This is a genomic window from uncultured Microbulbifer sp. (genome assembly GCF_947489355.1).
Taxonomy (GTDB): Bacteria; Pseudomonadota; Gammaproteobacteria; order Pseudomonadales; family Cellvibrionaceae; genus Microbulbifer.
This window is the reverse complement of record NZ_CANLDD010000039.1, coordinates 1-21,508: the sequence shown is the minus strand read 5'-3', so window position 1 is coordinate 21,508 and position 21,508 is coordinate 1. Positions and strand designations below refer to the sequence as shown.

The window sequence follows — 21,508 nt, the reverse complement described above, 5'->3', positions numbered from 1 at the left end:
GCTCTGTTCCTCAAGTTCCCCGGTGACACCGGCCAGCGGGGAAAGTAATTTAGGAGTTCATCGCCTCGGCGAGCTTGGCCAGACGGCCGCGTACGGTGCCGTCGATGACTGTGTCACCGGCGCGGATGACCGCGCCGCCCAGCAGGCTCTCGTCCACCGCACAGTGCAGATGTATTTCGCGTTCAAACTTCCTGCTGAGTTTTTCGCTCAATACCTGCGTCTGCGCATCGCTGAGGGTTTTTGCAGAGACAACTTCCACCTCGAGGGTGGCTTCCGCCTGCGCCTTCAACGCTTCGAACAGATGGACAATTTCCGGCAGCAGTTGCAGCCGGTGATTCTCCGCCAGCAACCGGATGAAGTTGCTTGCGTGGGCACCGAGTTCATCTGAACAAATCGACAGAAAAGTCTCTGCCCGCTCTTCGCTGGTGAGCTGGGGATTGTCCAGCAGCTCACGCATTTTTTCGCTCTGGCTGACCGCCGCCGCGGTTTCCAGCGCAGCGCTCCAACCGCTGAGGTCGGAGGCCTGCTGCGCATAGCTGAATGCCGCTTTGGCGTAGGGCCGGGCCAGTGTGCTGAGTTCCGCCATGGGGTTCCTCGCTTACAGCTCGGCTGCCAGTTTGTCGATCAGGTCGTCTTGCGCCCGGGCATCGATATTGACCGCGAGAATCTTCTCCGCACCCAGGACAGACAGGGCTGCCACACGGCTGCGCAGTTGTTCTTTGGCACGGTTCACTTCCTGGTCGATCTCCGCCTTGGCCGCCACCTTGAGGCGCTCGCCCTCGGCCAGAGCGGCCTGCTTGGCTTCATCGACAATCTGGTTGGCGCGCTTGTTGGCACCATCGATAATCTCGCCAGCCTGATCCTTGGCTTCCTTCAGCTGCTCGGCCGCCTTGCGCTTGGCCAGTTTCAGGTCTTTTTGCGCGTGTTCGGCATCCGCGAGTCCATTCGCGATCTTCTGCTCGCGCTCTCTCATCACGCCCAAAAGCGGCGGCCAGACAAACTTCCAGCAGAACCAGATGAAAAACAGGAATACGATCGACTGGCCGATTAAAGTCAGGTTGATATTCACACCGACACCTCTTGCTCTTTAAAAGGGGTTAAGGGCAATTGGAACGGCGTAATCAAACCAGACCAGGCGCAACGGCGAAGATCAGGTACATGGCGATACCAACCCCGATCATGGGAACCGCGTCGAGCAGACCGGCCATCAGGAACATTTTGCCCTGCAGCGCCGGGGCCTGTTCCGGCTGGCGTGCAGAGCCCTCCAGTAGCTTGCCGCCCAGGGTGCCGAAACCGATTGCGGTACCCAGTGCGCCCAGACCAATCAGCAGTGCGCTTGCGATATAAACCAGACCTAATGCTTCCATTGTGTTCTCCAAATCAAAGTCAAAGAGTTGTTGTAAAGGTTGGGTAAAAGGTTCTCTGTATAAAACTTATTGGTCGTGCTCGTGCTCGTCATCGCGGTGGTGCGCCATCGCCATATACACGGTGCTCAATACCATAAATACAAACGCCTGCAGGGTGATTACCAGTACATGGAAAATGGCCCAGCCCATATGCATCAGGCCCGCACCAATAAAACCGAGTACGCCCACGCCGAAAACAAGCGCAATCAGGATAAAGATCATCTCGCCGGCATACAGGTTGCCGAACAGACGCAGGCCCAGGGAGATCGGCTTGGCAATCAGGGAAACCGCTTCAAGCAGGAAGTTCACCGGGATCAGCAGGATATCGAAGAACCATTTGCCGGTGTGGAAGGGGTGCAGGGTTAATTCCTTGATAAAGCCCAGCGCCCCCTTTTCGCGGATACTAAAGAAGATCATCAGCGCGAATACCGCCAGGGCCATGCCCAGGGTGGCATTGGGGTCTGTGGTGGGCACCACCTTAAAGAAGAGGTGCTCATTGCCGGAGACCTTGGCGGCCAGCTGTGGCAACCAGTCCACCGGTACCAGATCCATCAGGTTCATCAAAAACACCCACACAAAGATGGTCAGGGCCATGGGCGCCACCATGGTGTTGCGGTGCGGAAAGGTTTCCCGTACCAGTTTGTCGATAAACTCGGTGACAAGCTCCACAAAGCTCTGGAAGCCGGTGGGTTTGTCCACGCGCGCTTTTTTTGCCGCGCGCGCGAACAGGAAACAAAAAATCAGACCGAGGCCCACGGACCAGCCCAGGGTGTCCACATGCAGGGCCCAAAAGCCCATATCCGCGGCCTCCTGGGAGGAGTGCGCCATAGTCCAGGTAGACTCACTGACCACAGTGCCGTCGGCGCGGGTATAGCCGGCCGGCAGCTTGCCGTAGGTCATGTTCTGCAGGTGGTGTTGGATATACGCCGTCGCGGTTTGAGCTTCGCCTGCCATAGTTCCTCAACAATCGTAAAAGTAATAATTCTTTTTCTGTTCCGGCTAGCGCACCATGCGCGCCGCTAGTACCCACTGCACGATCACACAGAGGCCGTAGCTGATAAACAGCGCCGCTGCATTTAACGGTTTAACGGTGGCAAACACCGCTGCAAACCCCGCCAGGGTCAATACAAACTTGCCGGCCTGCCCGCGGTAGAAGTTCCCTACCACCCGCTGGGCCGCGCGCGCGCCGCTGTCGCGAAAGGCATGCCAGCCAAAATAAACGCCGGGCAATGCACACAGGGCACCGCCAATCAGCACAGAGCGCGCCGTCACGGGTTTGCCACTCAAGTACAATACCGCACCGGCCAGCGATACCAGCAGAAGCTGCACCGCGGCGATTCGCAATACCGGGGGTTTCGTCATAGACGGGATAAACCGACTGTTTCTGCGCTGTCCGCCCAAAATTTGGGCGAGCGAATTATAGGAGCAACCGCAGCCGCGATTCAACCGGCAAATGTCGCCAACTTATTTGATTTTCTGGCGATTTTGCCTGGAATTACACATGGAAGTGAGTACTTACAAACAAATGACCTGTACGCCAGGGCGGCGCACATTTTCCCAAGCTTCAATCCTCGGCGTAGCCCAGGTGGGCGAGGATTCCGTCCAGCTCCTCCAGAGTCGTGTATCTGAGCACCAGTCGGCCGCTGCCTTTGTCGTTGTGATTGATCGAGACCGGTACCCCCACTTTCTCCGCCAGACGCTCGCTCAGACGGCGGATATTCGCATCGGGCGGGTTTTTTTCCGACGCTGGGGCCTGCGGCTGCTGCAGGCGGCGCACCAGCGCCTCGGTCTGGCGCACGGTGAGGCTGCGCTCCACCACCTGGCGCGCGGCGGAGCGCTGAGTGGCGCCGGAGAGACCCAGCAGGGCCTTGGCATGGCCCAGCTCCAAATCGCCGCGCTCGAGAAAGGTGCGCACCTCCTCACTGAGGCTCAACAGGCGCAACAGGTTGGTAACCGCGGTGCGCGACTTGCCCACTGCATCGGCCACCTGCTGCTGGGTCAGCTTGAATTCGTCTTGCAGGCGCTTCAGTGCCACCGCCTCTTCGACCGGATTCAGGTCCTCGCGCTGAATATTCTCAATCAGCGCCATGGCGATGGCGGCCTCATCCGAGACATTGCGCAGCAGCGCGGGCACCTTTTCCAGCCCGACCAGTTGGGCGGCGCGCCAGCGGCGCTCGCCGGCAATAATTTCATAGCGCTGCACGCCGGTTGAGCGCACAACGATGGGCTGCATAATGCCCTGGGCACGGATCGAATCGGCCAGCTCCTGCAGGGATTCCTGCGGGAAATCCCGCCGCGGCTGGTAGCGTCCGCGCTGCAGGAACTCAATGGGCAGCTCTTTCAGCTCGCCGTCGGCTACCTCACTGGTGACATCGCCGGTTGCCACGGCGATCGCATCACCGGCATGGTTACTGATCAGGTGCGATAAACCCCGGCCCAGGCCCTTGCGTTTGGCGGACATAGTCGTTACCCCTTATACCACTTCGGCCATCGGGCGGCCTTTGTTGGGTGAGTGATCGCTCTGGCGGCGGGTGATTTCGCAAGCCAGGGCCAGATAGGCGATGGCGCCCTTGGAGTGGCGGTCATGCTCCAGGGCGGGCTTACCGAAACTGGGCGCCTCCGCGAGGCGCACATTGCGCGGGATGCAGGTGCGATACAGGCGCTCGCCAAAAAATTCCTGCAATTGCATGGAGACCTCACTGGTGAGACTGCTGCGCGGATCGTACATGGTGCGCAGTATCCCCTCGATCTTGAGATCCGGATTGGCTGCCTGTTGGATCTGGGTAATGGTATCGATCAGCGCCGACAACCCCTCCAGTGCGTAGTACTCACACTGCATGGGAATCAACACACCCTGGGCGGCGCAGAGGGCATTCACCGTGAGCATATTCAGCGAGGGTGGACAATCGATAATCACATGGTCATAGCGATCAACCAGGCCGCACAGGGCCTGACGCAAGCGGGATTCCCGCCCCTCCATACTGAGCAGTTCCACCTCGGCGGCAGAAAGGTCCCCGTTGCCGGGGATCAGATCAAAACCACTCGCGGTAGTGACAAGGGCCCGCTCTGCCGGCAGCCCTTGTACGAGCACGTCGTAGCCCGACACCTTCAGCTCGTTTTTGTCCACACCGCTGCCCATGGTGGCGTTGCCCTGGGGGTCCAGGTCAATCAGCAATAGCCGTCGTTTGTTGGCAACCAAAGAGGCAGCCAGGTTGACGCAGGTGGTGGTTTTGCCGACCCCTCCCTTCTGGTTGGCTACCGCAAATATCTTGCTCAAGGTTCCCGTCCTTTGTTGTTTCCGCCGACACCGGTTACCAGTGGCGTCAACGGCTGTTGGATTCCCCCGCAGGGCGTATTCAGGCCGGAGAGGGCCCCAACGGGTGTTCGCTTACTCTGTGCGGCTCAGCAGGATCAGGTGGCGCTCTGCATCACACCCGGGCACCGACAAGCGGTGTACCTGCTCGACCATAATGCCTTTTGGGAGCGCACTCAACTCATCCTCGGGCAGCCTGCCCTTCATGGCGTAAAACCGCCCCCCTGGAGCCAGTAGATGGGCACTGCAATCCACCATATCGGCCACAGAGGCAAAAGCCCTTGAAACAACACCGGCGAAGGGCTGCTCCACGCTAAACTTTTCCACCCGTTCATTGACCACCTGCACATTGTGCAGCGGCAGACTGTTTATTACCTGAAACAGAAAGCGGGTTTTCTTGCCATTGCTGTCGAGCAGCGTGATCGAGCGCGCGGGATACACAATAGCGAGTGGAATGCCGGGCAGGCCGCCGCCGCTGCCCACATCAATCAGGGACCCCGCGCCACAGAGGTTCACGACACTGAGGCTGTCGATAATATGGCGCTCCAGCATCTGCGCCGGATCGCGAATCGCCGACAGATTGTAGGTGCTGTTCCAGCGGGCAAAGAGTGCGAGATACTGAAGCAGTTGGTCCTGCTGTTGGTCGCTCAGTGTCACTGACATCTGCGCCGCAGCCTGGAGCAGGCGCGGGCGAAATTGTTCCATTTGCCGATAAATAGGTATTCCCCCAGTATTCCTGCGAATTCTTTCGCCACAGGGTCCGCGCCCCCTGTGGATAAGGGCTCAGACGGCCCTGTTGCGGGTGAGCAGCCCGCGTTTTTTTAGCTGGATCAGCAGCAGTGAGATGGACGCGGGGGTAACCCCCGGTATCCGCGAGGCCCGCGCCAGCGTATCCGGGCGGGTCTCACCGAGCTTTTGCCTGACCTCCATGGAGAGGCCTGAAATAGCGCTGTAGTCGAAATCCTGCGGAATGGGTGTCTCTTCATAGGCCTGCAAGCGCTCAATTTCTGCGCGCTGGCGATCGATATAACCGGCGTATTTGGCCGAAATTTCCACCTGCTCTGCAACCCGCTCATCCGCCACCGGTACACCTTTCAGGCTGGCCACATCCATATAGCCCAGTTCCGGGCGGCGCATCAGTTCCATCAAACTGTACTCGCGTGCCAGGGGCCGGGGCAGCTTGGTTTCTACCGCCGCGGCTTGCAGGGTCTTTGGATGCACCCAGGTGTCTTGAAGGCGCTGGGTTTCGCGGGCAATGGCCTCGCGCTTGTCGCAAAACGCGCGCCAGCGCGATTCCCCCACCAGGCCCAACGCGCGGCCTTTCTCGGTCAGGCGCAGATCGGCATTGTCCTCGCGCAACAACAGGCGATATTCGGCGCGACTGGTAAACATGCGGTAGGGCTCTTTGGTGCCGCTGGTGATCAGGTCATCCACCAGCACGCCCAGGTAGGCCTCGTCCCGGCGCGGCGACCAAACTTCGCGCTCCTGGGCCTGCAGGGCGGCATTGGCGCCGGCTAACAGCCCCTGGGCGGCGGCCTCTTCGTAGCCAGTGGTGCCGTTGATCTGGCCGGCGAAGTAAAGCCCCCGAAGCCGTTTGCTCTGCAGGGACGGCAGCAGATCGCGGGGATCGAAGAAATCGTATTCGATGGCGTAGCCCGGGCGGGTGATATGCGCTGTCTCAAACCCTTTGATGGAGTGCACCAGATCGACTTGCACATCGAAGGGCAGACTGGTGGAAATACCGTTGGGGTACAGTTCGTTGGTGGTCAGCCCCTCCGGCTCGATAAACACCTGGTGGCTGTCCCTGTCGGCGAAGCGATGCACCTTGTCCTCGATTGACGGGCAATAGCGCGGGCCTACGCCCTCGATTGCGCCGGAGTACATGGGCGAACGGTCCAAACCGCCCTGGATAATTTCATGGGTACGGGCATTGGTATGGGTAATCCAGCAGCAGACCTGGCGCGGGTGCTCATCGCGGCTGCCCAGATAGGACATCACCGGGGTGGGACTGTCTCCCCACTGCGCCTCCAGCGCACTGAAATCCACAGAGCGCGCATCAATCCGGGGCGGGGTGCCGGTTTTTAGACGCTCGACACGAAAGGGCAGCTCGCGCAGGCGTGCCGCCAAAGCGAGGGAGGGTGGGTCACCGGCGCGACCACCGCGATGGTTGTCCTGACCGATATGGATGCGCCCGCCCAGGAAGGTGCCGGCCGTCAGGACCACGGTTTTTGCGCGCAAGCGTATACCGGCGCTGGTGACAATACCCGCCACCTGTTCCCCTTCGACAATCAGGTCATCGGCAGCCTGCTGGAAAATCTCCAGGTTTTCCTGACACTCCAGTATTGATCGAATCGCAGCACGGTACAGGGCCCGGTCCGCCTGCGCACGGGTGGCGCGCACGGCCGGACCCTTGCGCGCATTGAGGACCCGGAACTGAATTCCCCCCAAGTCAGTGGCCCGGGCCATGGCGCCGCCGAGGGCATCCACCTCCTTGACCAGATGACTCTTGCCGATGCCGCCAATAGCGGGGTTGCAGGACATTTGTCCGAGGGTCTCGATATTGTGGGTCAAGAGGAGGGTGGAAGCCCCCATGCGCGCAGCCGCGAGGGAAGCCTCGGTACCGGCGTGGCCTCCGCCGATCACGATCACGTCATAGGTTTTAGGGAAATCCATACTGGCTCTTGCTGCTCACGGTTACAACCTGGGGCGCACATTTTATAGACAGTTCGTCCCCCCAGCAATTCGTGGCCGGCAGATTGCCGTCAATGTCATTCCCTCTGATCGAGGACGGAAACCCGGTGGGGCTGGATCAGTACCTGAATCCCTCGCTGTATTCTGTGTAACAGGCCCAGGTTGTTGCGCACATAGCTGTAGTGTCCGTCTATCCGGATTCAGAACCAATCCTGTAAATGGGACCGTCTCAATGGGGCGGGGCGAAAGTATTTCTCTGGGTAAGCCAGTATCTTAATTAATAAAAGTGAATATATCTCTTAAAGAGAGTATTTAGATATTGTTGTTATTATTGGGTTCGCCACAATCCGGTATAACTTCAGAAAAACATTATAAATCAATAGGGTAAGCGGCATAAAACATAGCCAATAACCCCTTGGTGGAAGGGGGGGTAACCGGGGTAGAGCACTGTGGAAACCCGGGATAACTTTTCGCTGCCCGAGCCACAGGCAATTTTATCCTCAATTGATTGCGGTGTTTTCCAGGTACTTACTCCCTTTATTGTCCACAGTGATGTTTTCCTGGCGAAAGACTGTGGGTATTTGTGCGCATAATATGGCGATAACCCGTGGGCATTTTTCGGGAAGGGATAACTCTGTGTATAGAGCAGCAAAATTCTTGTGTATTCTCCGTGGAGAACACAGTGTCTGTTTTATCCCCAGGAAATGCCTGTTGTAATCAACAGGTTTGTGCAGGGGAAGTTTTCAAGGCGCTGTAAATAGAGTGTCAAGTGGGAGGACGAACCATTAAAAAGGGCAGAAAACCGCAAAAGAGTTGCCTAAATGGGGGCAGGTCTGGGAGAAGTCTGTGCACAACCGGTGTAAAAATTGTGTTGAAAGGGCAATAGGCCGGGGTAGGGAAATGGTAGAGATGTGCGGTGGTAAAAAAGACGGTGTGTGTTGCTATTTTCCGATACAGAAGCTGCCAAAAATCTTGCCCAGCAGTGCATCGGCGCTGACAACGCCGGTGATCTCACCAAGTACCTGCTGAGCCTGGCGCAGGTCTTCGGCGAGCAGTTCGCCGGCGCCGCTACTGTGCAACTGCAAAGCGCCCTGTTGGATAAACTCCTGCGCCCGGGCCAGGGCTTCCAGGTGGCGTCTGCGCGCGCTGAAGCAGCCCTCAGCCGCGCCACTAAAGCCAATACTCTGCTTCAGGTGTTCCTTGAGGGCATCCAGTCCCGCGCCGGTCTTGGCGCTGACCGCCAAAACCGGTATGCCTTCGGTCCGGGACTGTAATCCGGCGGTGTAATCGGTGAGGTCAATTTTATTCAATACCAGGGTGAGCTTGTCGGGTTCCGCAAGTTGCCTGGTAAAGGCCGGCCAGGCATCGAGTGGATTCAGGGAGTGCAGCTGCGCGGCATCCATGACCAATAAAACACGGTCGGCCTGGTGAACCTCTTTCCAGGCGCGCTCTATCCCGATCTGTTCCACCCTGTCCGGGGCGTCGCGCATTCCGGCGGTATCGGCAAATTGCACCGGCATGCCATCGATGTGGATATGTTCGCGCAGAATATCCCGGGTGGTGCCGGCGATATCGGTGACGATGGCGGTATCGCGTCCGGCCAGGGCGTTGAGCAGGCTGGATTTGCCGGCATTGGGGGGCCCGGCAATGGCAACATGCATGCCCTCGCGCATAATGGCGCCCTGGCGCGCCTGGGCCGCCACGTCTGTTAATTGCGCCAGCAGTGTCTCAATATCTGCAGCCACCTTGCCGTCGGTGAGAAAGTCGATTTCCTCCTCGGGGAAATCGATGGCCGCCTCCACATAGATGCGCAGTTGGGTGAGGCTTTCCACCAGATCTGCCACCTTTGAGGAGAAGGCACCCTGTAGGGATTGCAGGGCATTGCGCGCCGCCTGGGCACTGCCCGCTTCGATCAGGTCGGCGATGGCCTCTGCCTGGGTCAGGTCGATTTTGTCATTGATGAAGGCGCGCTCGGAGAATTCGCCGGGGCGCGCTTGGCGCGCTCCGAGTGCAATGGCGGCCTTCAGGAGCTGGTCGAGGATGACCGGGCCGCCGTGGCCCTGCAGTTCCACCACATCCTCTCCGGTAAAGGAGTTGGGGCCGGGGAAATACAGGGCGATGCCCTGGTCGATCAGTTGCTCCCCGTGGAAAAAGCTTCGGTAATGGGCGTGGCGCGGTTCGAGCGGGCGATCACCGCAGATTTGCCCGGCAATTTGTCGGGCAAGCCTGCCCGACAGGCGGATCACGCCGATACCACCGCGCCCGGGCGCGGTGGCAACGGCGGCGATGGTGTCTCGGTTAAGGCTTTGCTGCATCATCGGCTGAGTTTAACTGATGGCAAGGGCACTGGGCCGAATCCGCGGCTCTCATCGAGTAAGTGTGCACTCACACCAAGCTCAAATCTTGCCGGTATCCACCTGCTTGTTGATATACCAGGTCTGCGTGATGGTGATCAGGTTGTTGGCGATCCAGTAGAGTACCAGCCCTGCCGGAAACCACAGGAAGAAGATGGTCATCATCACCGGCATCAGCTGCATAATGCGCGCCTGGGTGGGATCGGCGGGGGCCGGGTTCAGTTTCTGCATAAACCACATGGAGGCTCCCATCAATACCGGCAGGATAAAGTAAGGGTCCTTTGCCGACAGGTCGTGAATCCAGAAAATCCAGGGGGCATGACGCAGTTCTACGGTTTCAGTCAGCATCCAATAGAGGGCGATAAACACCGGCATCTGCAGCAGGATCGGCAGGCAGCCGCCCATGGGATTGATCTTCTCGCGGCGGTAGAGTTTCATGGTCTCCTCCGCCAGCTTCTGTCGATTTTCCTTGTACTGCTCCTGCAGCTTTTTCATCTGTGGGGCGAATTTGCGCATGCGCGCCATGGACTTGGTACCCGCCGCAGACAGGGGTAGCAACAGGGTTTTAATAAAGATGGTGAGCAGGATGATCGCCCAGCCCCAGTTGCTGACAATATGCGCCTGGATAAAGTGCAGTACCTGGAACAGCGGTTTGGCAATCCACCAGAGCCAGCCGTAGTCCACGGTTAGCTCTAGACTGGGAGAAATCTCTTCCAGGCGGTAGACATCTTTGGGGCCGGCGTAGAAGGAAGCGCTCAGTTCCCCCTGGGTGGCGGCCGGTATCTGCACCTGTGGCGCAGTAAAGCCCATACGGAACAGCCCGTCGGACAGTTCTTTCAATTCAAAGGTGTTACGTGCATCCTGGGGTGGAATCCAGGCACTGATGAAATAGTGCTGTACCATGGCCACCCAGCCACCTTCGATGGTTTCACGGGTGGGTTTCTCAGCGATTTCCTCGAAATCCTGCTTGAAATAATTCTTCTCAGTGGTGCGTAAAGCCGCACCAAGGAAGGGAGACATACCGAAGCCCATATCTGTAGGGGGCTCACTGCTGTCGCGTTTGATCTGGCCGAACATGGCCGCGGACCAGGGGGTGTTGCTGGTGTTGTCCACCAGGTAGGCGACCTGGATCAGGTAGTCGCCGCGCTTGAAAGTAAAGCGCTTGGTGATATTGGCCCCCTCCTGATGCAGGGTCAGGTCGACAATCAGGGCCTCTTGCCCCTCGGCCAGGGCGTATTGGGTTTTTTCGATTTTGAACAATGGCCGGCCCGTTGCGCTGTCGGTACCGTTCTGGCCGATAAGGCCACTCTGCGCGATATAGGTATGGTAACGGGTCTGGTTGAGCAGGATCAGCGGTTGATCCGGGGTATCCAGCTTCTGTTCGAACTGGCGCAGGGCCACTTTAACGATATCGCCACCGCGGGGATTGATAAGCAGGTCGAAAACGTCGGTGGTGACCTGAATCAGTTTACGCTCAGTGTCATCTGTGTCGGTTGCGGCCTGTGCCAATGCCTGGGACTGCAGCTGGGGTACATCGCTCTCCCCGCTGCCGCTTTGATTCTCTGGAAGCGTGTTGTCGGCCTGCCCGGGGCTATGCACAATGGTCTCGCGGTCTACCGCAGGGGTATGCTGCTCTTTAAACGTATTCCACTGGAAAGCCAGGGCCAGGAGAACAGCAGCAATTCCCCCCATCAGCGTATAGCGTTGCCAATCCATTTTGTTACCTAAACAGAGTTATTGTGTCTGGGGGGGACCGGGTCCAACCCACCGGGGTGCCAGGGGTGGCATTTTATAAGGCGCCGCACGGTTAAATAACCCCCTATTGTGGCTCCATGCGTTGCAATGGCCTCCTCGGAATACCGGGAACAGGTGGGGTAGAAACGGCATTGGTTTCCGACCCAGGGGCTGGCTAGGTAGCGGTATGCATGTATTAGCTTGATAAGCACCCATTTCATGGCTTTTGTTTTGCCTGGTGGGCGCGCTTGGCCAGTTTGCGCCAGAGCTTGTTGAGCAGTTTTGTCAGAGCGGCCTTGTCCAGGTCTCCGACCCCGGGGCGAGCCAATACCACGGTATCCAGCGGCGGCAGCTGGTGTTGCTGCAGGCGGAAAGTCTCCCGGCTAATACGCTTAATCTGATTGCGGTCGGTGGCGTTGCGCACATGCTTCTTGGCGATCACCAGGCCGAGACGCGGGTGTCCCAGTGTATTGGGGCGGGCGAGAATTAACAGGTGCGGATGTGCTGAGCGCACAAGATTGTCATTGAATACGCTGCGGTACTGCGCAGCATTGAGCAGGCGCAGCGCCTTGGCAAATCCGAAGTCGCTGCGCATCTGCTGCATAGGGGGATCTCTGGACTAAAGAGAAGCGGTCTTATGCAGACAGGACTTTGCGGCCTTTGGCGCGGCGGCGGGCGAGAATTTTGCGGCCATTTTTTGTTGCCATGCGCGCGCGGAAACCATGCGTGCGTTTGCGCTTCACGTTGCTGGGTTGAAATGTGCGTTTCATAGTCTTACTACCTGAGACTTTGTGTTCGAAATTTCTCGGGACTTTTTCCGGGAGTTCGACCCGGTACCCGCGACAGAAGAGCCGGCGCTACGCGCTGCGAAGGTCGCGGATTGTATAGAAAGCCAGCAGTGAAAGCAACGCGATGGCCGCGAATTAATTGCTGGTGTTTTTTCACTCTCCACAACAAGTCATTGAGGTAATTGGAGTATCTCATAATGCCCACTGATTGACCCCAAGATACACACAGGCTCTTGTGGATAAGTTTGTCGGGGTTGGAATCTGTTTGCTCATTTGTTGTGCAACTAACTGATTGTACGGGCTTTTTCCACGCGGGTTTTTTCACGCTGGCGGTCTTTCTTGTGGATAACCCAGCGACGAAAAGATATACTGCATCGATCTTGTTTGACGGCAACGGGCACTTTCTGCCCCGGCCTTGCCGTCTTCCCTTGGTCTTATCGTATTGGGGTTTTTGGGGGTTTTCTTGACTGAATCCGTTTGGAAGCAGTGCGCGGGCTGCTTACAGGACGAGCTGCCATCGCAACAGTTCAACACCTGGATCAGGCCACTGCGCGTCAACCCCGGGTGCGTGGAGGGCGAGTTGCGCCTGATTGCTCCGAATCGATTTGTTCTGGATTGGGTTGGCGATAAATTCCTGAGCCGTATCCGGGAACTGGTGTATCAGCTCTCCCCCGCTCAACCGCTGCAGGTGGCCCTGGAAATCACAGCCCGACGCCCAGCCCGCTTTCAGCGCACCCGGGTTGCGCCAGAGGCGGAGGCGGCCCCGATACAGACGTCGCTCGAAATGCCTGGGTCAGTGCCAGTAGCCCGGGTTTCTGAGACTTCCACAGGGATGGCTGCAGCCCCGCCTGAGAGGTTGACGACCAGAGCGTCTTACCAGCCGCCCCAGGAGGGCTTTGGAAGCCGTGATGGAAGTGCCCCGTACCCGGTGGTAAAGGCCGAGGAGGCGGTTGGAGAAAAGGCGCTGGCCGACCCGCCCCCCCCGGCCAGGACCAATCTGGCGTGTTCAGCGCCCTCAAATCCGCCCGCGCGACAGGTGGAAGGGGTGGGGGGCATCAGGAGCGGCAGTTCCCTCAATCGCAACTTTACTTTCAAGTCCTTTGTGGAGGGCAAGTCCAATCAACTTGGGCTGGCTGCAGCCCAGCAAATATCCGAAAATCCTGGTGGCGCCTATAACCCCCTCTTTATCTACGGCGGTGTGGGCCTGGGCAAGACGCACCTGATGCATTCGGTGGGCAACGCGCTGTTGGAGCGCAATGCAAACGCCAAAGTCGTCTATCTGCACTCTGAGCGCTTTGTGGCAGATATGGTGAAAGCGTTGCAGCTCAATGCAATCAGCGATTTCAAACGCTACTATCGCTCGGTAGATGCCCTGCTGATTGACGATATCCAGTTCTTTGCCAAGAAAGAGCGCTCCCAGGAGGAGTTTTTTCACACGTTTAACGCGCTGCTGGAGGGTGGACAGCAGATTATCCTCACCTGCGACCGCTACCCCAAGGAGATCGATGGCCTTGAGGAGCGGCTTAAATCCCGCTTCGGTTGGGGACTTACGGTGGCGGTGGAGCCGCCGGAACTGGAAACCCGGGTTGCCATATTAATGAAGAAGGCGGAGCAGTTCGGTGTGGAACTGCCCCACGACTCTGCCTTCTTTATTGCCCAGCGTATCCGCTCCAATGTGCGCGAACTCGAAGGCGCACTGCGACGTGTGATCGCCAACGCCCAGTTTACCGGACGGCCTATCGATGATGGACTGGTGCGCGAGGCGCTCAAAGACTTGCTCGCCCTGCAAGACCGACTGGTCAGTGTGGATAATATTCAGCGGGTTGTGGCCGAGTATTACAAGATCAAGGTGTCGGACCTGCTCTCCAAACGGCGCAGCCGATCCGTGGCGCGACCGCGTCAGGTCGCCATGTCCCTTGCCAAGGAGTTGACTAATCACAGCCTTCCGGAGATCGGTGATGCGTTTGGCGGGCGGGATCATACAACGGTTTTACACGCCTGCCGCAAGATTCGCGAGCTGCAGGGCTCCGACGCGGATATCTGCGAGGATGTTAAATTGCTGACAAGGTCCCTGACCACTTAATTGAATAACTGACAAAACAAGGCGAAATTACCGATGAAATTCTCTGTGAGCCGGGACGCCCTACTCAAGCCGTTACAACTGGTAGCCGGGGTTGTTGAAAAGCGTCAGACCCTGCCGGTCCTGGCCAATGTATTAATGCAATTGAGTGATCGGGAGCTCTCCCTGACCGGCACCGATCTAGAGGTGGAAATTGTCGGTCGCCTGGCGGTTGGGGAGGTGGAACTGGAAGGCGAGGTTACAGTGCCCGCGCGCAAGCTGCTGGATATCTGTCGCTCTCTCCCGGATGGCGCAGAGCTGCATCTTGAATGTGACGGTGAGCGTCTGGTACTGCGCAGCGGGCGCAGCCGTTTTCAATTATCCACACTGCCTGCGGCGGATTTTCCCAACCAGAAGGAAACCAGTGCCCAGACCCAGTTTGAGATTTCCCAGGGAGAGATCCGCCGGCTGATTGAAGCCACCGGCTTCGCCATGGCTCAGCAGGATGTGCGCTACTACCTGAACGGATTGTTGCTGGAGTGTCGTCCGCAGCAACTGCGCGCCGTGGCCACCGATGGCCACCGACTGGCGCTGTGTGACCGGGACGCACCTGGGCTGAATGTCTCTGCGCCGATTCAGGCGATTGTGCCGCGCAAGGGGGTGCTGGAGCTGGGCCGTCTGCTGGAAGACAGCGAGGTGCCGGCGCAGGTAGTCCTGGGGAACAACCATATCCGCGTGGCCTGTGGCCAGTTCACCTTTACCTCCAAGCTGGTGGATGGCAAATTTCCGGATTATGAGCGCGTGCTGCCCCGGGATACCGGCAATGTGGTTTTCGCCAATCGCCAGGAGCTGCGGCAGGCTTTCTCCCGCGCAGCCATCCTGTCCAACGAGAAGTACCGCGGTGTTCGCCTGCAGTTGGCGGAGAGCCTGTTGCAAATTGTGGCGAATAATCCGGAGCAGGAGGAGGCGGAAGAGCAGATAGAGGTAGACTACGTGGGAGAACCTTTGGAGATAGGCTTTAATGTGTCCTACCTGCTGGATGCAACCAGTGCCATCCACAGTGATCAGATACGGATCAGCCTGGCGGATGCCAACAGCAGTGCACTGCTACAGCAACCGGAGGAGGGTGACGCCCTCTATGTGATTATGCCGATGCGTTTGTAGTGGGAGCACCAGTGTCGTTTGTCCTGACAATATTGAACCCGCTGCAATGATTGATACCGCGGTTCTTGTGCTTGGCGGCCTCCTGCCCGGGGTATGCCCAGTTTCCCCTGTGGGAAGGTGCCAATGGCGCTGACCCGCCTTCTGGTGTCCGGTTTCCGCAATATCCGCCATGCCGAACTGGTGCTGGAACCGAAGGTAAACCTGTTTTGCGGCCCCAATGGCGGCGGTAAGACCTCTTTGCTGGAGGCGGTGCATATGCTCGCCACCGGCCGCTCTTTTCGCTCCCGCCAGCATCGCTCTGTCATTCAGCACAGCAGCCGGGGGCTCACAGTCTTCACTCAGTTGGAAACAGGCTACAGCCTGGGGGTTGAACGCCTCAGCGACGGCAGTGGTCGGGCAAGAATCAACCAGAGGCCCGCCGAGTCCAGCTCCCAACTGGCCAGCTGCCTCCCCCTGCAGCTGATTAACAGTAACAGTTTTGCCGTTCTGGATGGTGGGCCGGGCGTGCGCCGCCGCCTTCTGGATTGGACAGTGTTCCACGTGGAACCTATTTTTGCCCGGGAGTGGAAAAACTATCAAATCGCGCTGCGACAGCGAAACGCGCTGTTACGTCGTGGTAAAATCGCTGTGGATGCCATTACTGCCTGGGAAAAGCAACTGGCACAGAGTGGTGAGCGGGTAAATACCCTGCGTCAGGGACACTTCGGTGAATTTCAGTCCGCGGTGTCGGCACTCTTATCGGAGCTGCCCGGAGGGCTGCCAGGATCTGTTGAAATCGGTTTTCGGCGCGGCTGGCGCAAGGAGACCGATCTGCACACAGCCCTGCAGGAGTCTCGCGAGGGGGATTTTTCCCTGGGCCATACACGCATTGGTCCGCACAGGGCGGATATACGATTCACCCTGGCCGGAGAAGCTGTGCAGCATATTTTATCCCGTGGTCAACAGAAGATGCTGGTCTGTGCGGTGCGTACAGCCATGGCGGAGCTGGTCAGTCGCCACCGGGCGCAGCCTGTATTCCTGGTGGATGACCTGCCGGCAGAGCTGGATGAAACCAACCAGCAGGTATTTGCCCGCTGGGTCAGCCGTTGCGCCAGCCAGGTTCTTGTTACCGGAATTGAAGAGGGCGCGACGAGCCGGCCATGGCAACAGCTCGATCCCCCCTGGAATTGTCCGAAAGTGTTCCACGTGGAACATGGGAATATCAGTGCCGAACCATCGGCCGCACTATAAGTTGAATGGAGCGAATCAATGTCAGAGCAGCAAAGCTATGACTCTAGCAGTATCAAGGTACTCAAAGGCCTGGATGCGGTGCGCAAGCGCCCCGGTATGTATATCGGCGATACCGATGACGGCACAGGCCTGCATCACATGGTATTCGAGGTGGTCGATAACTCCATCGACGAAGCGCTGGCTGGCCATTGTGATGAGATCCGCATAACCATTCACCCGGATGAATCCGTCTCGGTAGCCGATAATGGCCGCGGTATCCCCACGGAAATCCATTCGGAAGAGGGGGTTTCCGCTGCAGAAGTCATTATGACCGTGCTGCACGCCGGCGGAAAGTTTGATGACAACACCTACAAGGTCTCCGGCGGTCTGCATGGTGTGGGCGTCTCGGTGGTGAACGCCTTATCGGAAGAGCTGAAGCTGACCATCCGCCGCGCCGGTAGGATTTACGAGCAGACTTACCACGAAGGTGCGCCCCAGGCGCCGCTGGCAGTGGTAGGGGAAACGGATGTCACCGGTACCACTGTGCATTTTAAACCCTCCGCAAAGACCTTCAGCAACATCGAGTTCCACTTCGATGTATTGGCCAAGCGTCTGCGGGAGCTGTCTTTCTTGAACTCTGGTGTGCGCATCGTATTGAAGGACGAGCGCAGTGGCAAAGAGGAAGTCTACGAGTATGAGGGTGGTCTGAGTGCCTTTGTGGGGTTTCTCAACCAGAACAAGACGCCGATCAATAAAGTCTTGCATTTCATTAGCCAGCGGGAGGACGGCATCGCCGTGGAAGTGGCCCTGCAATGGAATGACAGCTTCCAGGAAAGTATTTTCTGCTACACCAACAATATTCCCCAGCGCGACGGTGGGACCCACCTGGCGGGCTTCCGTACCGCCCTCACCCGCGGTCTGAACAGCTATATCGAAAGGGAAGGCCTGGGCAAGAAGGACAAGGTGAACACCACCGGCGATGACGCCCGCGAAGGTCTCACCGCGATTATTTCTGTGAAAGTGCCGGACCCCAAATTTTCTTCCCAGACCAAAGACAAACTGGTTTCCTCCGAAGTGAAGCCCGCAGTCGAGCAGGAGATGGGAAAGCATTTTAGCGACTACCTGCTGGAGAACCCGCAGGAAGCCAAGTCTGTTGTCACCAAGATGATCGATGCCGCCAAGGCCCGCGAAGCGGCGCGCAAGGCCCGCGAGATGACCCGCCGCAAGGGTGCCCTGGATATTGCCGGTCTGCCCGGCAAGCTGGCCGATTGCCAGCAAAAGGACCCTGCGCTATCAGAAATTTACCTGGTGGAGGGAGACTCCGCCGGCGGTTCCGCCAAACAGGGCCGCGATCGCCGAACCCAGGCGATCCTGCCACTCAAGGGCAAGATCCTCAACGTGGAAAAAGCGCGTTTCGACAAGATGCTCTCCAGTGCCGAGGTGGGTACCCTGATCACCGCGTTAGGCTGTGGTATCGGTAAAAGTGAATTCAACCCGGACAAGCTGCGCTACCACAGCATTATTATCATGACCGATGCGGATGTGGATGGTGCGCATATTCGTACACTGCTGCTCACCTTCTTCTTCCGCCAGATGCCGGAACTGATCGAGCGCGGGCATATCTATATCGCCCAGCCGCCCCTGTATAAGATTTCCAAAGGCAAGCAGGAGCAGTACCTGAAGGATGAGGCGGCTTTAACCCAGTTCCTCACCAACGCCGCCCTGGAAGGTGCCACGCTGTACGTTAACCCGCAAGCGCCCGGCTTGTCTGGCCAGTCTCTGGAGGGCCTGGTGGGTGAATACCGCAGTGTACAGGCTACAATCGAGCGCCTGTCGCGTCTCTACCCGGAAGAAGTACTGCGCAACATGATTTATCTGCCCAAGCTCTCCCAGGAACAACTGCAGTCCCAGGAAGCCATGGCCCACTGGTGCAATCAGCTACAGGCAAAGCTCGCCGATGAAGAAAGCGGCGGTAGCCGCCGGCACGAAGTGAGCGTGCACGAGAATACCGAACGCGGCTTGTTCCTGCCCCATATCCACGTGGTGGCCCACGGCGTTGGAGATGACTACCAGGTCAACCATGAGTTCTTCGACTCTGGGGAGTACGCTTCCCTCTGTGCCCTGGGTGAGAAAATGGTGGGTCTGCTAGAAGAGGGCGCCTTTATTCAGCGCAACGAAAAACAGCATGCGGTGGACAGCTTTCCGGAAGTGATGGACTGGCTGATGAATGAGAGCCGCCGTGGCTATGGTATCCAGCGCTATAAGGGGCTGGGGGAAATGAACCCGGAACAGCTGTGGGACACCACCATGGACCCGGAGAGCCGCCGTATGCTGCAGGTAACCGTGGAAGACGCCATCGCCGCCGACCAGATCTTTACCACCCTGATGGGCGACCAGGTGGAGCCGCGCCGGGAGTTTATCGAGAGTAATGCTCTGGCGGTAGAGAATTTGGATGTATAGTGCTGTTTGAATGTGGGATCCCATAATTCGTAAACTGGGAAGTATCTAAGTTTGCGTGAGCATACAAAAGTGGTATTGCATAATAATAACCATGAAAAGATAGTGGGTATTATCAAATAAAATAACTAACTCTAATGGAATATGGCTTAGATGAATGATGGAGTATTTAGGGTGTCTGCGTTACCGAAGAAGAGAATTTCTAAAAGCACGATGTCTATGTTCTTACGAACAGGATGTGATCGTGAACTGTATCTCTCACTATTTACTGGTAAAAAAGAAATAATAGAAACGACAGGCATTCCCGTCCCGCTTAAGTCTAGGCCCGGTATACAAATAATCACGAAGTCAGGCCAAGACTTTGAGCGTGAGCAAAATGAAATGCTCATTAGAGAATTGCCCGGACATGTTATTTTCGATTCTTCCTTTACTCCCATCGATTTGGAAAAGTCACTTTGTCAGGCGGTTACACCGTCCCTTATTATTCAACCTGCGATTGAGCCGGAAGACTTTCGGCAATCGGTGCTGACGAACCTTGGCGTTAACCTCATAGATCAGCAGAACATACCGCATTTAAGTGGTATGAGGCCTGATATTATCTATGTTGCTTTACCGAAGTCAGGCGATTGGGAAGTGCTTACTAACGGTTCCCGTAAAGCTATTGGTGACGATGACAATCGCAAGGCACTTTTTGTTGTCGATTTAAAGAATGTCCAAGAAGGAAATGCAAGTTATTCGGCGGAAGTATGTTTATATACGTTCTTTTTATCGACATGGATTCATGAGAACGGTTTGTCTGGTAAGTATTATGTTTCTCAAACGAGTTATCTATGGAACAATGCTGAGTTACTCAATTTTAAAGAATCATTGAAATCGAAAACGGTTAAAACCTACCCTGAAAAAATTCTAGCTTTAGTTTCTGACTGGGAGCCGGTTAATTATTTACTTTACATTCCTAGTGTCATCAAGTTTTTCAAAGAAGATGTATTGCGAGTAATTAACGCTGGAGATACATCAGGCTGGGCAAGCGTACCTTATCATGTCTCTCCTCGTTGTAATTCATGCGATTGGCTGGGAGTAGAAAAATGGTTAAATCCGACTGATAAAGAGATTTTTAAGAGAAATCCAAATAACTATTGTTCTAAAGCAGCAGAGACTTCCAACCATTTGTGTCGTGTCGCAGGACTTAGTCGTGGAGCTGGGAAAATATTATCTGAGTACGGAGTAAATTCAGTTCCTGATTTAACCGCTGTTCAAACGACTGCACCAGCAGCCCTCGGACAGCACGCCTTTTTAAAAAGAGAAAGAAACTCTATTTCAATAAAAGCTCAATCTCTACTTTCTAGGACTACATCAACCGATACATGTGCTGTTGTTGCAGGCTTAGCGCAGGACGTGAATCTTGAAATCGATATAGCTGTCAACTTTGATTCTTCTTCAGGTTATCTTACAGGGATTGGATTGCGTGCGAATTTGCTTTTCCCTTATGATGTACGTGTAGACCCGGAGAGATTAGCCTATGCTGACTTTGTTGTGCCAAAAGATAATTTGTCAGCTGAGTGGGGTGCAATTCAAAATTTTATCGAAACCTTTGTGAGGGTTGTTGAACGTGCCAATGCTCGTTTCGGAGAGCTAAGTATTATTGATAAAAACAGACGGAAAGTAAATCCTCGAACACAGATATATTTTTGGGAGCAGAGGCAGTATGGCGAACTTTGTAAGGCATTTGGTCGTCATTTGGGATCAGTATTAAACCTCCCTGATAATAAACAATGTAGTTTGGCTTGGTTATTTCCGCCTAATGAACTAGTCGAAACTGAAGCGGGAGAAATTAGCCCAGCGATAATCTTTGTCCAAGAGATTATACAGCGGATGGTTCATGCCCCTGTTCCCTACGTATACACCTTATTAGGGGTGGCCGATGAGTATCATTTACCGGCTTTGCCACCTTTAGAGTTTGATAGTTACTATAGGGAACCTCTAGGAAATGGTATACCGCGAGAGCGAATCTTTGAAATATGGAAATCCAGTTCAGGAGTGTTTCTGCGTGGTAGCAGGACTGTGATGGTTCATAAAGCGATTGCCGACTACGGAAAAACACTCAGAGCTCAGGCATATTCTATAGCAACTATTGTTGCAAGGTTACGTTCTGACTTTAAAAGCAGGTTAAAAGGCAAGGCTAAAGTATTACCTCTAAAAACTATGGGCAGTAAAAGGGGCATTGCTGATGATTCAATGCTGTGGAACCAATGGGATCTAGTCCAAAAGGGAGACCCCCCGGCTTTGCCGGGGAGGCACGCATAGTTTGACAGATCCGGAAGTCCCATAGTAAC

At 56.3% G+C, this 21,508-nt stretch carries 19 protein-coding genes; 5 read left to right on the top strand and 14 right to left on the bottom strand.

Annotated elements, in window-relative coordinates:
- Positions 1-49: 49 nt before the first annotated feature.
- The 14 genes from Q1A48_RS14690 to rpmH form a co-directional block, all read right to left on the bottom strand.
- Positions 50-586 (bottom strand): F0F1 ATP synthase subunit delta, encoded by a 537-nt coding sequence (locus Q1A48_RS14690; protein WP_299946316.1) that lies wholly within the window; start codon positions 584-586, stop codon positions 50-52.
- A 12-nt stretch (positions 587-598) separates the two neighbouring features.
- The gene (locus Q1A48_RS14685) at positions 599-1,069 is read right to left on the bottom strand and encodes a F0F1 ATP synthase subunit B (RefSeq protein WP_299946313.1); all 471 of its coding nucleotides are present in this window, start codon (positions 1,067-1,069) and stop codon (positions 599-601) included.
- 52 nt (positions 1,070-1,121) lie between these two features.
- On the bottom strand, positions 1,122-1,367 hold the full coding sequence (gene atpE / locus Q1A48_RS14680) for a F0F1 ATP synthase subunit C (protein ID WP_020413895.1): 246 nt from the start codon (positions 1,365-1,367) through the stop codon (positions 1,122-1,124).
- Between the two features lie 66 nt (positions 1,368-1,433).
- The gene (atpB, locus tag Q1A48_RS14675) at positions 1,434-2,360 is read right to left on the bottom strand and encodes a F0F1 ATP synthase subunit A (protein ID WP_299946307.1); all 927 of its coding nucleotides are present in this window, start codon (positions 2,358-2,360) and stop codon (positions 1,434-1,436) included.
- Between the two features lie 45 nt (positions 2,361-2,405).
- The gene (locus Q1A48_RS14670; RefSeq protein ID WP_299946304.1) at positions 2,406-2,768 is read right to left on the bottom strand and encodes an ATP synthase subunit I; all 363 of its coding nucleotides are present in this window, start codon (positions 2,766-2,768) and stop codon (positions 2,406-2,408) included.
- A 202-nt stretch (positions 2,769-2,970) separates the two neighbouring features.
- Positions 2,971-3,867 carry a ParB/RepB/Spo0J family partition protein gene (locus tag Q1A48_RS14665; RefSeq protein WP_299946301.1) on the bottom strand — a complete coding sequence of 299 codons (897 nt, stop codon included), beginning with the start codon at positions 3,865-3,867 and terminating at the stop codon, positions 2,971-2,973.
- Positions 3,868-3,879: 12 nt separating this feature from the next.
- Positions 3,880-4,683 (bottom strand): ParA family protein, encoded by an 804-nt coding sequence (locus Q1A48_RS14660; RefSeq protein WP_299946298.1) that lies wholly within the window; start codon positions 4,681-4,683, stop codon positions 3,880-3,882.
- 111 nt (positions 4,684-4,794) lie between these two features.
- Entirely contained in the window at positions 4,795-5,424 is a 630-nt protein-coding gene (gene rsmG / locus Q1A48_RS14655) for a 16S rRNA (guanine(527)-N(7))-methyltransferase RsmG (protein WP_299946296.1), read from the bottom strand.
- Between the two features lie 78 nt (positions 5,425-5,502).
- Positions 5,503-7,392: a tRNA uridine-5-carboxymethylaminomethyl(34) synthesis enzyme MnmG gene (gene mnmG / locus Q1A48_RS14650; RefSeq protein ID WP_299946293.1), complete on the bottom strand. Its 1,890-nt coding sequence runs from the start codon at positions 7,390-7,392 to the stop codon at positions 5,503-5,505.
- Between the two features lie 959 nt (positions 7,393-8,351).
- Positions 8,352-9,728 carry a tRNA uridine-5-carboxymethylaminomethyl(34) synthesis GTPase MnmE gene (gene mnmE, locus Q1A48_RS14645; protein WP_299946290.1) on the bottom strand — a complete coding sequence of 459 codons (1,377 nt, stop codon included), beginning with the start codon at positions 9,726-9,728 and terminating at the stop codon, positions 8,352-8,354.
- A 78-nt stretch (positions 9,729-9,806) separates the two neighbouring features.
- Positions 9,807-11,480 carry a membrane protein insertase YidC gene (yidC, locus tag Q1A48_RS14640; protein WP_299946288.1) on the bottom strand — a complete coding sequence of 558 codons (1,674 nt, stop codon included), beginning with the start codon at positions 11,478-11,480 and terminating at the stop codon, positions 9,807-9,809.
- An 8-nt stretch (positions 11,481-11,488) separates the two neighbouring features.
- Positions 11,489-11,719 (bottom strand): membrane protein insertion efficiency factor YidD, encoded by a 231-nt coding sequence (yidD, locus tag Q1A48_RS14635; RefSeq protein WP_299946287.1) that lies wholly within the window; start codon positions 11,717-11,719, stop codon positions 11,489-11,491.
- A complete protein-coding gene (gene rnpA / locus Q1A48_RS14630) occupies positions 11,716-12,102 on the bottom strand; it encodes a ribonuclease P protein component (protein ID WP_299946284.1) in 387 nt (128 codons plus the stop codon). The genes yidD and rnpA overlap by 4 nt, the downstream gene beginning before the upstream one ends.
- A 31-nt stretch (positions 12,103-12,133) precedes the next feature.
- Positions 12,134-12,268 carry a 50S ribosomal protein L34 gene (gene rpmH, locus Q1A48_RS14625; RefSeq protein ID WP_299946282.1) on the bottom strand — a complete coding sequence of 45 codons (135 nt, stop codon included), beginning with the start codon at positions 12,266-12,268 and terminating at the stop codon, positions 12,134-12,136.
- A 481-nt stretch (positions 12,269-12,749) separates the two neighbouring features.
- Here rpmH and dnaA point away from each other — a divergent pair, with 481 nt between their 5' ends.
- The 5 genes from dnaA to Q1A48_RS14600 all read left to right on the top strand — a co-directional run bounded on the left by dnaA (position 12,750) and on the right by Q1A48_RS14600 (position 21,479).
- On the top strand, positions 12,750-14,369 hold the full coding sequence (gene dnaA / locus Q1A48_RS14620) for a chromosomal replication initiator protein DnaA (protein ID WP_299946279.1): 1,620 nt from the start codon (positions 12,750-12,752) through the stop codon (positions 14,367-14,369).
- Between the two features lie 33 nt (positions 14,370-14,402).
- Positions 14,403-15,509 carry a DNA polymerase III subunit beta gene (dnaN, locus tag Q1A48_RS14615; protein WP_299946277.1) on the top strand — a complete coding sequence of 369 codons (1,107 nt, stop codon included), beginning with the start codon at positions 14,403-14,405 and terminating at the stop codon, positions 15,507-15,509.
- 123 nt (positions 15,510-15,632) lie between these two features.
- Entirely contained in the window at positions 15,633-16,739 is a 1,107-nt protein-coding gene (gene recF / locus Q1A48_RS14610; protein WP_299946275.1) for a DNA replication/repair protein RecF, read from the top strand.
- Positions 16,740-16,757: 18 nt separating this feature from the next.
- On the top strand, positions 16,758-19,178 hold the full coding sequence (gyrB, locus tag Q1A48_RS14605; RefSeq protein ID WP_299946273.1) for a DNA topoisomerase (ATP-hydrolyzing) subunit B: 2,421 nt from the start codon (positions 16,758-16,760) through the stop codon (positions 19,176-19,178).
- A gap of 150 nt (positions 19,179-19,328) precedes the next feature.
- A complete protein-coding gene (locus tag Q1A48_RS14600) occupies positions 19,329-21,479 on the top strand; it encodes a hypothetical protein (RefSeq protein ID WP_299946270.1) in 2,151 nt (716 codons plus the stop codon).
- Positions 21,480-21,508: the final 29 nt, after the last annotated feature.